Annotated in this window: 13 protein-coding genes and 1 pseudogene; all 14 read right to left on the minus strand. The window is 72.5% G+C overall.

All coding sequences use genetic code 11. From position 1 onward, the window contains the following. Window positions 1-1,340, minus strand: a 1,340-nt coding sequence (locus VIB11_RS04565; protein ID WP_332028797.1) for a fumarate reductase/succinate dehydrogenase flavoprotein subunit, incomplete at its 3' end; no start/stop codon positions are given. A gap of 124 nt (window positions 1,341-1,464) precedes the next feature. Then, window positions 1,465-2,280 carry a hypothetical protein gene (locus VIB11_RS04570; protein ID WP_332028799.1) on the minus strand — a complete coding sequence of 272 codons (816 nt, stop codon included), beginning with the start codon at window positions 2,278-2,280 and terminating at the stop codon, window positions 1,465-1,467. Beyond that, window positions 2,273-2,569 carry a hypothetical protein gene (locus VIB11_RS04575; protein ID WP_332028803.1) on the minus strand — a complete coding sequence of 99 codons (297 nt, stop codon included), beginning with the start codon at window positions 2,567-2,569 and terminating at the stop codon, window positions 2,273-2,275. The genes VIB11_RS04570 and VIB11_RS04575 overlap by 8 nt, the downstream gene beginning before the upstream one ends. Before the next feature lie 171 nt (window positions 2,570-2,740). Further along, window positions 2,741-4,234 carry an argininosuccinate lyase gene (gene argH / locus VIB11_RS04580; RefSeq protein WP_332028804.1) on the minus strand — a complete coding sequence of 498 codons (1,494 nt, stop codon included), beginning with the start codon at window positions 4,232-4,234 and terminating at the stop codon, window positions 2,741-2,743. A 1-nt stretch (window position 4,235) separates the two neighbouring features. After that, window positions 4,236-5,441, minus strand: a complete 1,206-nt coding sequence (locus tag VIB11_RS04585) for an argininosuccinate synthase (RefSeq protein ID WP_332028806.1) — start codon at window positions 5,439-5,441, stop codon at window positions 4,236-4,238. A 71-nt stretch (window positions 5,442-5,512) separates the two neighbouring features. Next, entirely contained in the window at window positions 5,513-6,013 is a 501-nt protein-coding gene (locus VIB11_RS04590) for an arginine repressor (protein ID WP_332028808.1), read from the minus strand. Further along, the gene (gene argF / locus VIB11_RS04595; protein WP_332028810.1) at window positions 6,010-6,966 is read right to left on the minus strand and encodes an ornithine carbamoyltransferase; all 957 of its coding nucleotides are present in this window, start codon (window positions 6,964-6,966) and stop codon (window positions 6,010-6,012) included. The genes VIB11_RS04590 and argF overlap by 4 nt, the downstream gene beginning before the upstream one ends. Next, window positions 6,963-8,204, minus strand: coding sequence for an acetylornithine transaminase (locus VIB11_RS04600; protein ID WP_332028812.1), 1,242 nt, complete (start codon window positions 8,202-8,204; stop codon window positions 6,963-6,965). The genes argF and VIB11_RS04600 overlap by 4 nt, the downstream gene beginning before the upstream one ends. After that, on the minus strand, window positions 8,204-9,151 hold the full coding sequence (gene argB, locus VIB11_RS04605; protein ID WP_332028814.1) for an acetylglutamate kinase: 948 nt from the start codon (window positions 9,149-9,151) through the stop codon (window positions 8,204-8,206). Before argB ends, VIB11_RS04600 begins: the two co-directional genes overlap by 1 nt. Continuing rightward, on the minus strand, window positions 9,148-10,299 hold the full coding sequence (gene argJ, locus VIB11_RS04610; protein ID WP_332028816.1) for a bifunctional glutamate N-acetyltransferase/amino-acid acetyltransferase ArgJ: 1,152 nt from the start codon (window positions 10,297-10,299) through the stop codon (window positions 9,148-9,150). The genes argB and argJ overlap by 4 nt, the downstream gene beginning before the upstream one ends. Then, on the minus strand, window positions 10,296-10,706 hold the full coding sequence (locus VIB11_RS04615) for an ACT domain-containing protein (RefSeq protein ID WP_332028818.1): 411 nt from the start codon (window positions 10,704-10,706) through the stop codon (window positions 10,296-10,298). Before VIB11_RS04615 ends, argJ begins: the two co-directional genes overlap by 4 nt. Continuing rightward, entirely contained in the window at window positions 10,703-11,749 is a 1,047-nt protein-coding gene (gene argC / locus VIB11_RS04620; protein WP_332028820.1) for an N-acetyl-gamma-glutamyl-phosphate reductase, read from the minus strand. Before argC ends, VIB11_RS04615 begins: the two co-directional genes overlap by 4 nt. Before the next feature lie 54 nt (window positions 11,750-11,803). Then, window positions 11,804-12,541 (minus strand): SDR family oxidoreductase, encoded by a 738-nt coding sequence (locus VIB11_RS04625; RefSeq protein ID WP_332028822.1) that lies wholly within the window; start codon window positions 12,539-12,541, stop codon window positions 11,804-11,806. Then, window positions 12,538-13,474, minus strand: a pseudogene (locus tag VIB11_RS04630) (phenylalanine--tRNA ligase subunit beta); the annotation flags it as partial. The pseudogene VIB11_RS04630 and the gene VIB11_RS04625, both read right to left, overlap by 4 nt.

The raw sequence follows: 13,474 nt of genomic DNA on the forward strand, positions 1-13,474 counted from the left end.
TGGTACGACGCGTTGTGACCGGCGCGCCGGCCGAACACCAGCAGGTCCGACAACGAGTTGCCCCCGAGCCGGTTCGAGCCGTGCATCCCGCCGGCCACCTCGCCGGCGGCGTACAGCCCCTCGACGATGCTCTGCTCGGTGTCCGCGTCGACCTCGACGCCGCCCATCACGTAGTGACAGGTCGGCCCGACCTCCATCGGCTCGGCAGTGATGTCGACGTCGGCGAGCTCCTTGAACTGGTGGTACATCGACGGCAGCCGCCGGGTGATCTCCTCGGCGGGGAGCCGCGTCGACACGTCGAGGAACACGCCGCCGTGCGGGGTGCCGCGCCCCTCCTTGACCTCGCTGTTGATGGCGCGGGCCACCTCGTCACGTGGCAGCAGCTCCGGCGGGCGCTTGTTGTTCTCGGGGTCGTCGTACCAGCGGTCCGCCTCCTCCTCGGTGTCGGCGTACTGGGCCCGGAAGACGTCGGGGACGTAGTCGAACATGAACCGCTTGCCCTCGGAGTTGCGCAGCACTCCCCCGTCGCCGCGCACCGACTCGGTCACGAGGATGCCCTTGACCGACGGCGGCCAGACCATGCCCGTCGGGTGGAACTGGATGAACTCCATGTTGATCAGCGAGGCACCGGCGCGCAGGGCCAGCGCGTGGCCGTCACCGGTGTACTCCCAGGAGTTGCTGGTCACCTTGAACGACTTGCCGATGCCGCCGGTGGCGAGGATGACCGTCGGCGCCGAGAACAGCACGAAACGACCGGACTCGCGCCAGTAGCCGAACGCCCCTGACACCGCCCCGCTGGGGTCCTTGAGGATCTCGGTGACCGTGAGCTCGGCGAAGACCCGCAGCCGGCTCTCGTAGTCGCCCGACTCCCGGTGGTCCTCCTGCTGGAGGCTGACGATCTTCTGCTGGAGGGTCCGGATGAGCTCGAGACCGGTGCGGTCGCCGACGTGCGCGAGCCGGGGGTACTCGTGGCCGCCGAAGTTGCGCTGGCTGATGCGGCCGTCCTTGGTGCGGTCGAACAGGGCGCCGTAGGTCTCGAGCTCCCAGACCCGGTGCGGGGCCTCCTTGGCGTGCAGCTCGGCCATGCGCGGGTTGTTGAGGAACTTGCCGCCGCGCATGGTGTCGCGGAAGTGCGTCTGCCAGTTGTCCTTCTCGTTGGCGTTGCCCATCGACGCGGCGATCCCGCCCTCGGCCATGACCGTGTGCGCCTTGCCGAAGAGTGACTTGCAGATGATCGCGGTGCGCAGGCCGTGCTCGCGTGCCTCGATGGCGGCGCGCAGCCCGGCACCCCCGGCCCCGATGACGATGACGTCATAGTCGTGCCTCTCGAGGTCGGTCACCTGTGGTCCTCCGTGGATCGTCGCGTGGTCGTCGTGTGGTCGTCGTGCGGTGTTCGTGTGGTCGATGTGCGGTCGGTATGCCGTGCGGCGCGGGTCGGCCCCGTGGCGCCGGAGGGCGTGCGGGCTAGTTCACGAACCGGAGGTCGCTGATGACCCCGGCGCTGACGAGGGCGATGTAGGCATCGGTGGCCACGAGGCTGCCGAGGGTCACCCAGGCGAACTGCATGTGTCGCTCGTTCAGCCGCGAGACCCAGCCCCACATCCGGTAGCGGACCGGGTGGCGGCTGAAGTGGTTGAGCCTGCCGCCGACGATGTTGCGGCAGCTGTGGCAGCCGAGGGTGTAGCACCAGAGCAGCACGACGTTGGCCCCGATGATGAGCGTGCCCAGCCCGATGCCGAAGCCACCGTCCCTGCCGTGGAAGGCCTGCAAGAAGTCGTAGGTGTTGATGAGCGAGACGACGACCGCCGCGTAGAAGAAGTAGCGGTGGACGTTCTGGACGATGAGCGGGAAGCGCGTCTCGCCGGAGTAGGACGCGTGCGGCTCGGCGACCGCGCAGGCCGGAGGCGAGAGCCAGAACGAGCGGTAGTAGGCCTTGCGGTAGTAGTAGCAGGTCAGCCGGAAGAGCAGCAGGAACGGCAGCGTCAGGATCGCCAGCGGGACCAGCGGCGGGAAGTCGCCGAACGGGGTGCCGAAGTGCGATGACCCGGGCACGCAGGAAGTGCTGACGCACGGTGACGCGAACGGCGTCAGGTAGCCGTAGTCCTCGACGTAGTAGTTCCTCTGCGTGGCGGTGCGGACCAGGCCGTAGAGCAGCCACGCGGAGAAGCAGACGAAGGTCACCAGCGGCTGCAGCCACCAGCGGTCCTCGCGCAGCGTGCGCGCGCTGATCCGGGCACGGCCGGGCGCGGAGACCCCCCTGCTGGTGTCGACCTCAGCCACGGCTGCTGCCGAGGTGGGGCCCCAGCTCGTCGTCGGCGTCCGCCCACATGGAGGGGTCGTAGTCCTCGTCGGGGATGAAGACGATCTCGCCCGGGCCGCCCGCGCGGTCCTGGCTGCCGATGTTGGCCGCCCTCGCCAGCAGGTCGACGTCGTCGGCGAGGCGCACGACGTCGTCGCGCAGCCGCTGCACGTCGATCGTGTTGCCGAGGTCCTGGGACAGCGCGGTCACCGCCTTGCGCAGCCCCGCGACGTGGCCCGCCGCTGCCGTGAGGTCTTCCCTGACTCCCATGACGCTCCTCTTCGGTCCGCCCTGCGTGGGTCGCCAGTGACCCACGTCACCGAACCTAGCGCCTCTGCCAGCCGAATTCCCGCGAGTGGACGCACGACATCCCGAGAGCCCGGGCGGGATCCGGCGCGGCTCTCGGGATGTCGTGGGTCTCGGTCGGGAGGTGGACCGGGGTCAGCGGACGGCGACCGGCTCCGCTGCCCAGGCCCGGGCCGCGGCGGCGGCGGCCCGGACGGATGCCAGCTGCTCGCGCACGCGATCCGGTGCGGTGCCGCCCTTGGCGTCCCGCGACGCCAGGGAGCCCTCGACGCTGAGGACCTCGCGCACGCCCGGGGTGAGGTGGGACGAGATGGCGGCGAGGTCCTCGTCGGTGAGGTCCCACAGCTCGATGCCTCGCTGCTCGCAGGCGCGCACACTGGCCCCGGCCACCTCGTGGGCGACCCGGAACGGCACTCCCTCGCGCACGAGCCACTCGGCGACGTCGGTCGCGAGGGAGAACCCCTGCGGGGCCAGGGACTCCAGCCGGTGGGTGTTGAACTCCATGGTCGCGACCATGCCCGCGAACGCCGGGAGCAGGACCTCGAGGGTGTCGACGGCGTCGAACACCGGCTCCTTGTCCTCCTGCAGGTCGCGGTTGTAGGCCAGCGGCAGCGACTTCAGGGTCGTGAGCAGGCCGGCGAGGTCGCCGACCAGCCGGCCCGCCTTGCCGCGCGCGAGCTCCGCGACGTCGGGGTTCTTCTTCTGCGGCATGATGCTCGACCCGGTGGAGTACGCGTCGTCGAGGGTGACGAACGAGAACTCCTTGGTGGCCCAGAGCACGACCTCCTCGGCCAGCCTCGAGACGTCGACCGCCGTCATCGCCGCGACGAAGGCGAACTCGGCGACGAAGTCCCGTGAGGCCGTCCCGTCGATGGAGTTCTCGACCGACGTCGCGAACCCGAGGTCCGCAGCGACGGCCTCGGGGTCGAGCCCGAGCGAGCTGCCGGCCAGTGCGCCGGAGCCGTAGGGAGAGACGTTGGTGCGCGCGTCCCAGTCCTGGAGCCGCTGCACGTCGCGCAGCAGCGCCCAGGCGTGGGCCAGCAGGTGGTGCGCGAGCAGCACCGGCTGGGCGTGCTGCAGGTGGGTGCGCCCGGGCATGGGGACCGCGACGTGCCGCTCGGACTGCTGCACCAGCGCGTCGACGACGTCGACCACCAGGGCTGCCACGGACCGGGCGTGGTCGCGCAGGTACATCCGGAAGAGCGTGGCCACCTGGTCGTTGCGGGACCGGCCCGCCCGCAGGCGCCCACCCACCTCGGCGCCGGCCCGCTCGATGAGGCCGCGCTCGAGGGCGGTGTGCACGTCCTCGTCGTCCTCGGCGGGCACGAAGACCCCCGACTCGACGTCCGCAAGCAGTCGCGTCAGCCCGTCGAGCATCTGCCCCAGGGACTCGTCGTCCAGCAGCCCGGCCCGGTGCAGCACGCGGGCGTGCGCGCGCGAACCGGCGATGTCGTAGGCCGCGAGCCTCCAGTCGAAGTGGGTGGACTTGCTCAGGGCGGCGAGCGCGTCGGCTGGGCCGCCGGCGAACCGGCCACCCCACAGGCTCACGCGCTCGCCGTCAGGCGCGGGGTCGGGTGCAGGGGCGGGGGCACCCGGCACACGGCTCCGGGGGTCGGCGCTGTCGGGCATCTCAGCCCTTCGCGAGCCGCTGGTCGCGGGCCGCGGCGATCTTGCTGGACATGCCGTGCAGCTCGATGAAGCCCTTGGCCAGCGACTGGTCGAAGGTGTCGCCCTCGTCGTAGGTGGCGAGGTTGAAGTCGTAGAGGCTGGAGTCCGAGCGGCGGCCGGTGACCGTGGCCCGGCCGCCGTGGAGCACCATCCGGATGTCGCCGCTGACGTGCTGCTGGGTGGAGGCGATGAACGCGTCGAGGGAGTCCTTCAACGGGCTGAACCACAGGCCGTCGTAGGCCAGCTCGCCCCACCGCTGCTCGACACCACGCTTGAACCGGGCCTGCTCGCGCTCGAGGGTGACGTTCTCGAGCTCCTGGTGGGCGGCGATGAGGGCGGTCGCGCCGGGAGCCTCGTAGACCTCGCGCGACTTGATGCCGACGAGGCGGTCCTCGACCATGTCGAGCCGGCCGACGCCGGCGTTCCCCGCGCGCTCGTTGAGCTGCTGGATCGCCTGGAGCATCGTCACCTTCTCGCCGTCGATCGCCACCGGCACCCCGGACTCGAAGGTGATGACGACCTCGTCGGCGTCGTGCTGCCGGGCCGGGTCCTTGGTGTAGGAGTAGAGGTCCTCGATGGGGGCGTTCCAGATGTCCTCGAGGAAGCCGGTCTCGACGGCTCGGCCCCAGACGTTCTGGTCGATGGAGTAGGGGTTCTTCTTGTTGGTCTCGATCGGCAGGCTGTGCTTCTCGGCGTAGTCGATCGCCTTGTCGCGGGTGAGCGCGAGGTCGCGGACCGGGGCGATGCAGGTCAGCTCCGGCACGAGGCTGGAGATGCCGGCCTCGAAGCGGACCTGGTCGTTGCCCTTGCCGGTGCAGCCGTGGGCCACGATGGTCGCGCCGTGCTCCTTGGCGGCCCGCACGAGGTGCTTGACGATGACGGGCCGCGACAGCGCCGACACCAGCGGGTAGCGGTCCATGTAGAGGGCGTTCGCCTGCAGGGCCGGGAGGCAGTACTCGTCAGCGAACTCGTCCTTGGCGTCGGCGACGTACGCCTCGACGGCGCCACAGTCGAGGGCGCGCTGGCGGATGACCTCGAGGTCCTCCCCGCCCTGGCCCACGTCGACGGCGACGGCGACGACCTCCGCCTGGGTGGCGTCGGCGATCCAGCCGATGGCGACGGAGGTGTCGAGGCCTCCGGAGTATGCGAGGACTACGCGCTCGGTCACGACTTCTTCTCCTTGGTGGTGCGGCGTCTGGTGGTGGGGTCTGTGGGTCTGGTGTGCTGCGTGGTCTGGGGCTAGTCGCGGCTGTCGGCGAGCCCGAGCAGGAGCCGGGCGTACTCCCGGCTGGCCTCGGGGCCGGAGGTGATCACCATGATGGTGTCGTCGCCGGCGATGGTGCCGAGGATGTCCTGCTCGTCGACGTGGTCGATCGCCGAGGCCAGGAAGTTCGCGGCGCCCGGTGGGGTGCGCAGGACGACGAGGTTGTGGGACGGCTCGGCGCTGACCAGGAGCTCCTCGCACAGCCGCCGCAGCCGGGCCGAGACCTCCGCGCCGTCCTGGGCCGGGCGGGCGGTGCGGTCGCCGCCCTCTCCGGGCACGGCATACACGAGCTGTCGCCCGGAGCGGACCTTGACCGCACCGAGCTCGACGAGGTCGCGGGACAGCGTGGCCTGGGTGACCTCGATGCCGTCGGCGGCGAGCAGGTCGAGCAGCTCCGACTGCGACTTCACGGCGGTCCGTCCGAGGATCTCGACGATCCGGCGCTGGCGGCCGGTGCGGGTGGCGGCGAGGGTCACGCGCTCACCCCCCGTGGCCGTGAGGCCTCGAGCAGCCACGAGAGCAGGGCCTTCTGCGCGTGGAGGCGGTTCTCGGCCTCGTCCCAGACGACCGACTGGGGGCCGTCGATGACGTCGGCCGCGATCTCCAGCCCGCGGTAGGCCGGCAGGCAGTGCAGGACGACGGCGTCCGGTGCGGCCCTGTGCAGCAGCTCCCGCGTGACCGAGAAGGCGGTGAACGGGCTGTCCGCCCCGGCCTTGGCCTCCTTCTGCGCCTCCTGCCCCATGGACACCCAGGTGTCGGTGGCCACCGCGTCGGCGCCCTCGACGGCGGCTGCCGGGTCGTCCGTGACGAGGACGGAGCCGCCCTGCTCGCCGGCGATCTGCCGGGCCCGGGCCACGACCGCTGGGTCCGGCTGGTGGCTCGCCGGCGCACCGATGCGGACGTGCATGCCGGCGAGCGCGCAGCCGAGCAGGTAGGAGTGGGCCATGTTGTTGGCGCCGTCGCCCACGTAGGCCAGCGTCAGCCCCGGCAGCTCGCCCCGTTGCTCGGACACGGTCAGCAGGTCGGCGAGCACCTGGCACGGGTGGAACTGGTCGGTGAGCGCGTTGACAACCGGAACACCGGCGTGGCGGGCCATCTCCTCGAGGCGCTCCTGGCCGAAGGTGCGCCACACGACGACGGCGGCCTGGCGGCCGAGCACCCGGGCGGTGTCGGCGATCGACTCGCGCTCGCCCACGCCGGCCAGGCGGCCGTCGACGACCATGGGGAACCCGCCGAGCCCGGCGACGGAGGTCGTGAAGGAGACCTGCGTGCGCAGGGTCGGCTTGTCGAACAGGATGGCCACGGCCCGGGGCCCGGCCAGGCACTGGTCGGAGAACGGCGCGGCCTTGAGCGCGGCGGCCCGGCGGAGGACCTCGCGCTGCTCCTCGGCGCTGAGGTCGTCGTCGCGCAGGAAGTGGCGGACGCTCATCGGGTGGCCTCCGTGGGGTCGGTCGAGGGGGCGGTCGGGGTGGACGTCTCGCGGGCTGCGGCGTCGAGGAGCGCCGGAAGGGCGGCGACGAAGGTGTCGACCTGCTCGGCGGTGATGACGAGCGGGGGCGCGAGCCGGATCGCGGCCGGGGCCACCGGGTTGACGATGAACCCCGCCTCGCGAGCCAGCACGGCGAGGGCAGGTGCGACGTCCGAGCGCAGGGTGACCGCGCGCAGCAGCCCGGCGCCCCGGACGCCGGCGACCAGCGGATGGGCCAGGGCCTCGACGGCGGCGGCGAGGTGGTCGCCCACCTTCCGGACGTGGGCGAGCAGCCCCTCGCGCTCGATGGTCTCGAGGACGGCCAGACCCGCGGCGGCGGCGAGGGGGTTGCCGCCGAACGTCGAGCCGTGCTGCCCGGCGGTGAGGAGCCCCGAGACGTCCGCGCCGAACGTCACGAGCGCGCCGATGGGCACCCCGCCGCCGAGGCCCTTGGCCAGGGTGACCGCGTCGGGGGTGATCCCGGCCTGTTGGAAGGCGAACCACGTGCCCGTGCGGCCGACACCGGTCTGGATCTCGTCGATGACGAGGAGCGCACCATGGGCGGTCGTGAGCTCCCGTGCCAGGCGCAGGTATGCCGTGCCCGGGCTCAGCACGCCCGCCTCGCCCTGGACGGGCTCGAGGATGACGGCCGCGGTGTCCGCGTCGACGGCCGACCGCAGCGCCGCCTCGTCCCCGTACGGCACGTGGACCACACCGGGGATCAGGGGCTCGAAGGGCTCGCGGTAGGCCACCTTGTGGGTGAGGGCGAGGGCACCGGTGGTGCGGCCGTGGAACGCCCCTTCGGCCGCCACGATGCCGGCCCTGCCCGTGCGGCGGGACAGCTTGAGGGCCGCCTCGACCGCCTCGGCGCCGGAGTTGGCGAAGAAGACGGCCGAGCCCAGCGGGGCTCCGGCGACCTCGAGGATCCGCTCGGCCAGCTCGACCTGGCCCGGGGACGTGAAGAGGTTGGAGACGTGGATCGCCCTGGCCGCCTGCCGTGAGATGGCGGCGACGAGGGCGGGGTGGTTGTGCCCCAACGCGTTGACCGCTATGCCGCCGACGAGGTCGAGGTAGCGGTTGCCGTCGACGTCCCAGACGTGGCAGCCCGAGCCGTGGTCGAGGACGAGCGGCGGCAGGCCGAAGACCCCGAGGACGGACCGCTGGTAGCGCGCGAGGTACTCGTCGTTGCGGGTGCCCATCAGCGTCCGGCCTCCTCGTCGTCGGGGACGATCATGGTCCCGATGCCCTCCGAGGTGAAGACCTCGAGCAGCAGCGAGTGCGGCTGCCGACCGTCGATGACGTGGGCCTGGGGCACGCCGTTCTCGACGGCGCGGACGCAGGCCTCGAGCTTGGGGATCATCCCGGCGTCGACCCGGCCGAGCAGGTCCCGAGCGCCACCGACCGACAGCGACGACAGCAGGGAGTCACGGTCGGGCCAATCGGCGTAGACGCCCTCGACGTCGGTCAGGACGACGAGCTTGTGCGCCCGCAGGGCCACGGCCAGCGCGGCAGCGGCGGTGTCCGCGTTGATGTTGAGGACCTGGCCGTCGGCATCGAGGTCGGGGGCCACGGTCGAGACCACGGGGATCCGGCCGGCGTCGAGGATGTCCTGGACCGCGGAGGGGTTGACCGTCTCGACGTCGCCCACGAGCCCGAGGTCGATCGGCTCGCCGTCGACGACGGTGCCACGGCGGCGTGCGCCGAAGAGCGCCGCGTCCTCGCCGGAGAGCCCGACGGCCACCGGTCCGTGCTGGTTGAGCAGGCCGACGAGCTCGCGACCGACCTGCCCGGTGAGGACCATGCGGACGACGTCCATGACCTCGGGGGTGGTGACCCGCAGCCCGCCCTTGAACTCGCTCTCCAGGCCGAGCCGGCCCAGCATGTCGGCGATCTGCGGGCCGCCGCCGTGCACCACGACGGGGCGCAGCCCGGCGTACCGGAGGAAGACGATGTCCTTGGCGAAGGCGGCCTTGAGCGCGTCGTCGGTCATGGCGTTGCCGCCGTACTTGACCACGACCAGGGCCCCGCGGAAGCGCTCCAGCCAGGGCAGCGCCTCGACCAGGGTCTGCGCCTTCCCCTGCGCCACGCGCAGCGCCGCCGCGTCGATGGTGCCGCGGACGGTGTCGGTGCTCGGTTTCGGGCTCATGTCGAGTACGCCGAGTTCTCGTGGACGTAGTCGTGGGTCAGGTCGTTGGTCCACACGGTGGCCGACTCGGCGCCGGCGTGCAGGTCGACCGCGACGTGGACCTCGCGACCGGTCAGGTCCACCAGGTTGCGGTCCTCCCCCACACCTCCCGCGCGGCACACCTGCACGCCGTTGATGGAGACGTCGAGCCGGTGAGGGTCGAAGACCGCCCGGGTGGTGCCGACGGCGGCGAGCACCCGGCCCCAGTTGGGGTCGTTGCCGAAGACGGCGCACTTGAAGAGGTTGTTGCGCGCGATCGACCGGCCCACCTCGAGGGCGTCGGCCTCGCTCGCCGCCGAGCGCACCTCGATGGCGATGTCGTGGTGGGCGCCCTCGGCGTCGCGGACGAGCTGCCGGCCCAGGCTCGCGCAGACCTCGGTGACCGCCTCGGCCAGCGCCTCGTGGCCGACAGCGACGCCGGAGGCGCCCGAGGCGAGCAGGACCACGGTGTCGTTGGTCGACTGGCAGCCGTCGGAGTCGATCCTGTCGAACGTCCGCGCGGTCGCGGCCCGCAGCACCCCGTCGAGGTCGCCCGGCTCCACGACGGCATCGGTCGTGACGACCACCAGCATGGTGGCCAGGGCGGGCGCGAGCATCCCCGCACCCTTCGCCATGCCGCCGACGCTCCAGCCGTCGCGGACCGCCTCGGCCTGCTTGGGCACCGTGTCGGTCGTCATGATGGCGACGGCCGCCTCCTCGCCACCGGTCGGGCTGAGCGACGACACGGCCGAGCCGACGCCCGCGAGCACCCGGTCCATCGGCAGCAGCTCACCGATGAGCCCGGTGGAGCACACGACCACGTCACCCGCGGAGGCCCCCAGCGCCTCCGCGACCCGCTCGGCCGTGTGGTGGGTGTCGGCGAAGCCCTGCGGTCCGGTGCAGGCGTTGGCGCCCCCCGAGTTGAGGACCACGGCATCGGCACGGCCGTCGGCGACGACCTGCCGCGACCAGGTCACGGGCGCCGCCTCGACGCGGTTGCTCGTGAAGACCGCCGCGGCGTGGTGGTCGGGGCCGTCGTTGACGACCAGGGCGAGGTCGGGGGTGCCACTGGCCTTGAGCCCGGCGACCACACCCGTCGCCCGGAAGCCCTGCGGAGTGGTGACGCTCACGCGGCACCCCCGCTGAGCCTGGCGGGTGCCACCGTGTGACCTCCGCGCTTCCAGATCGCCGCGGCGTCGTCGCTGCGGTCGGCCTCGACGAGGATCCAGTCCGTGTCGTAGGTCGAGAGGGCGAGGATGCTGATGCCCTGGCGGGCGAGCGGCTCCAAGAGCCCGGAGAGCACGCCGACCATCGTGAAGTCGAGTGGCCCGGCGATCTCGAAGCCGACGAGCGGGCCCTGCTTCACCACGCCCGCGGGTACGGCGTCGAAGGCGCAGACGACCGATGTCTCGCTGTCGGTGTAGGTGATGGAGGTCAGGGGCCCGGTGCGCCAGTCCCATGCCGGCTCCTCCCCGGCTGCGAGCCGGGCGAAGGCGATGGGCGCCTCGTGGCGCATGAGGTGCATGGCGAGGCTCACGGGGCCACCCCCGCGACCGGGAGGCCGGTGGTCTCCGGCAGCCCGAAGGCCAGGTTGAGGCACTGCACCGCGGCACCAGCCGTGCCCTTGGTGAGGTTGTCGACGGCGGCCACGGCGACGACACGGCCGACCCGCTCGTCGAGGGTGACCTGCACGTGGACGCTGTTGCTGCCCAGGACGCTGGCGGTCGAGGGCCACCGGCCCTCCGGCAGGAGGTGCACGAACGGCTCGTCGGCGTAGGCCTTCTCCCACGCCGCACGGACGTCGGCGGCACCCATGTCGGAGCCGCTGGTCCGGGCGGTGCAGGTCGCGAGGATGCCGCGCGGCATCGGCGCCAGGGTCGGGGTGAACGACACGGTGACGTCGTCGCCCCGCACGCCGGAGAGGTTCTGCTCGATCTCCGGGGTGTGCCGGTGCACCCCGCCGACACCGTAGGGCGACATGGCTCCCATCACCTCGGCGCCGAGCAGGTGGGGCTTGAGCGACGTGCCGGCGCCCGACGTGCCGGAGGCGGCCACGATGACGACGCCCTCGGGGTGCAGCAGTCCACCCGCGAAGCCGGGGGCGAGCGCGAGGCTGGCGGCCGTCGGGTAACACCCGGGGACCGCTATGTGCCGCTGCCCGGCGAGCGCCTCGCGCTGCTTGCCCTGGGCGCCCACGCAGAGCTCAGGCATCCCGTACGCCCACGACCCGGCATACGCGGTGTCGTAGAAGGCCGTCCAGGCGGCCTCGTCGCGCAGCCGGAAGTCCGCGCCGCAGTCGATGACGACCACGTTCTCGGGCAGCTGCGCCGCGAGGGCGGCAGAGTGCCCGTGCGGGAGCGCCAGGAACACGGCGTCGTGGTCCGCGAGGACGCGGGAGGTGGTCTCCGCCACGACGCGGTCCGCCAGCGGGGTGAGGTGGGGGTGGAGGTCGCCGAGGCGGGTGCCGGCACTCGAGGCTGCGGTGAGCGCGCCGATCTCGACCTCGGGGTGCGACAGCAGCAGCCGGAGGATCTCGCCTCCGGCGTACCCGCTCGCACCTGTGACCGCTGCCCTGATCATGTGCATGACTATACATGATCGTGGGAATCTATTCACGGGCCCTGGTCACCCCGGTCAGGCGAGAGGGTCGTCGCTCCCCCACGGCATCAGGGTGATCGTGCGGTCGCCGGCGGCGAGCCCGGCGGCCGCGCGCCGGCGCAGCGACTCGGAGGTGTCGACGCCGGCTCGGACCATCCGCCCCGACCACGCGTCCAGCTCACCGGAGGCCAGCGCCAGCACGAGGTCGACGACCTCCTGCGGTGACGTCCACTCCGTGCGTCCCTCGTGCGAGGCCATCGAGAGCGTCATGTCCGTGCGAACCACACCGGGCGCGAGGTCGAAGGCGCGTATGCCGTGCGCCGCGCCGGAGAGGTGCGTGGACCCGGTGATCCGGGCCAGCGCCGTCTTGCTCGCGTTGTAGGCGGAGGCCACCTCGCCGGCCCGGGTGCCCGACCCACTGTTGAGGTTGACGACCCGGCCGCCACCAGCGGCCACCATGTGCGGCATGACGTAGCGGGTGACGAGGTACGGCCCGAGGACGTTGACCTCCATCGTGCGCCACCACTCGTCGGGGTCGGACTCCTCGAGCGACACCTCGGTGTCGATCACACCTGCGTTGTTGACCAGCAGGTCGATGCGGCCCCGACGACCGGAGATGTCCTCGACCCACCGCTCCACCGCGGCCCGGTCGGTCACCTCGGCGACCGCCCGCGAGCCGCGCTCCACGACGAACCCGGCCCGCTCGAGGCCCTCGGCGAGGTGGTGGCCGATACCCCGGGAGGCGCCGGTCACCACCGCGACGGGAGCGCTCACCGCTGGACGGCCCCGGTGGCGCGGGCCGCCGCAGCGACGGCGCGGTCACGCAGGGCACTCACCTCGTCGGTCGTGAGGGTGCGCTCGGCCGACCGGAAGGTCAGGCGGAACGCCAACGACTTCCTCCCCTCGCCGACCTGGTCACCGCGGTAGATGTCGAAGAGCACGAGCGACTCCAGGGACGGGCCGGCACCGTCGCGCAGCGCCGCCTCGACGGCAGCCGCCGGCACCGCCTCGTCGACGACGAGGGCGACGTCGGAGTGCGCGAGCGGGAACGTCGACAGGGCCGCGGCCTGCAGCGGCTCCCCGGTGGCGGCCACCAGCACGTCGACGTCGAGCTCGCCGGCCACGGTGCGAGCCGGGAGGTCGAGCGCCGAGACGACCTTGGGGTGCAGCTCGCCGGCGTGGCCCACGACGGTGCCGTCCGGGAGGGCGAGCCGTGCGCACCGCCCGGGGTGCCAGGGCGCCCGGTCGGTGGCCGACACCACGAGCTCGACGCCGACTGCCTTGGCGACCGCGAGAGCCCACGCCACGGCGTCGCTCGCGTCGAACGGCCGCGCTGGGCCCCACGGCCCGGCCGGCTCGGCGTCGCCGGCCGCGGCGAAGGCGACGTGGCGCGGCTGGGCGGGCACCGCGCCGAGGATCGCCGAGAGCGTGGCGTCGTCGGGTCGGGACTCGATGCCGGGCACCGGCGCGCTGCGGACCTGCTCGGGCCCCACGGTGACGAGCCCGAGCTCGTAGACGGCGGCGTCGCGGTTGCCCCGGGCGACGTTGCGGCGCAGCGTCTCGAGCAGCGAGTCGAGCACCGATGTGCGCATCAGCGGCGTCTCGTCCGACATCGGGTTGGCCACCGTGACCGTGCGTCGGCGGCTGTCGTCGGCGCCGTAGCCGAGCCGGTCGAACAGGTCGGGCGCGATGAACGGGTAGCTGAGC

Source organism: Pedococcus sp. (assembly GCF_036554925.1).
Taxonomy (GTDB): Bacteria; Actinomycetota; Actinomycetes; order Actinomycetales; family Dermatophilaceae; genus Pedococcus_A.

Bases quoted from the DNA above. Each gene is read 5' to 3' on its own strand.
- VIB11_RS04575 (WP_332028803.1), bottom strand. From the start codon at position 2,569: ATGGGAGTCAGGGAAGACCTCACGGCAGCGGCGGGCCACGTCGCGGGG.
- argH (WP_332028804.1), bottom strand. From the start codon at position 4,234: ATGCCCGACAGCGCCGACCCCCGGAGCCGTGTGCCGGGTGCCCCCGCC.
- argF (WP_332028810.1), bottom strand. From the start codon at position 6,966: ATGAGCGTCCGCCACTTCCTGCGCGACGACGACCTCAGCGCCGAGGAG.
- VIB11_RS04600 (WP_332028812.1), bottom strand. From the start codon at position 8,204: ATGGGCACCCGCAACGACGAGTACCTCGCGCGCTACCAGCGGTCCGTC.
- argB (WP_332028814.1), bottom strand. From the start codon at position 9,151: ATGAGCCCGAAACCGAGCACCGACACCGTCCGCGGCACCATCGACGCG.
- argC (WP_332028820.1), bottom strand. From the start codon at position 11,749: ATGATCAGGGCAGCGGTCACAGGTGCGAGCGGGTACGCCGGAGGCGAG.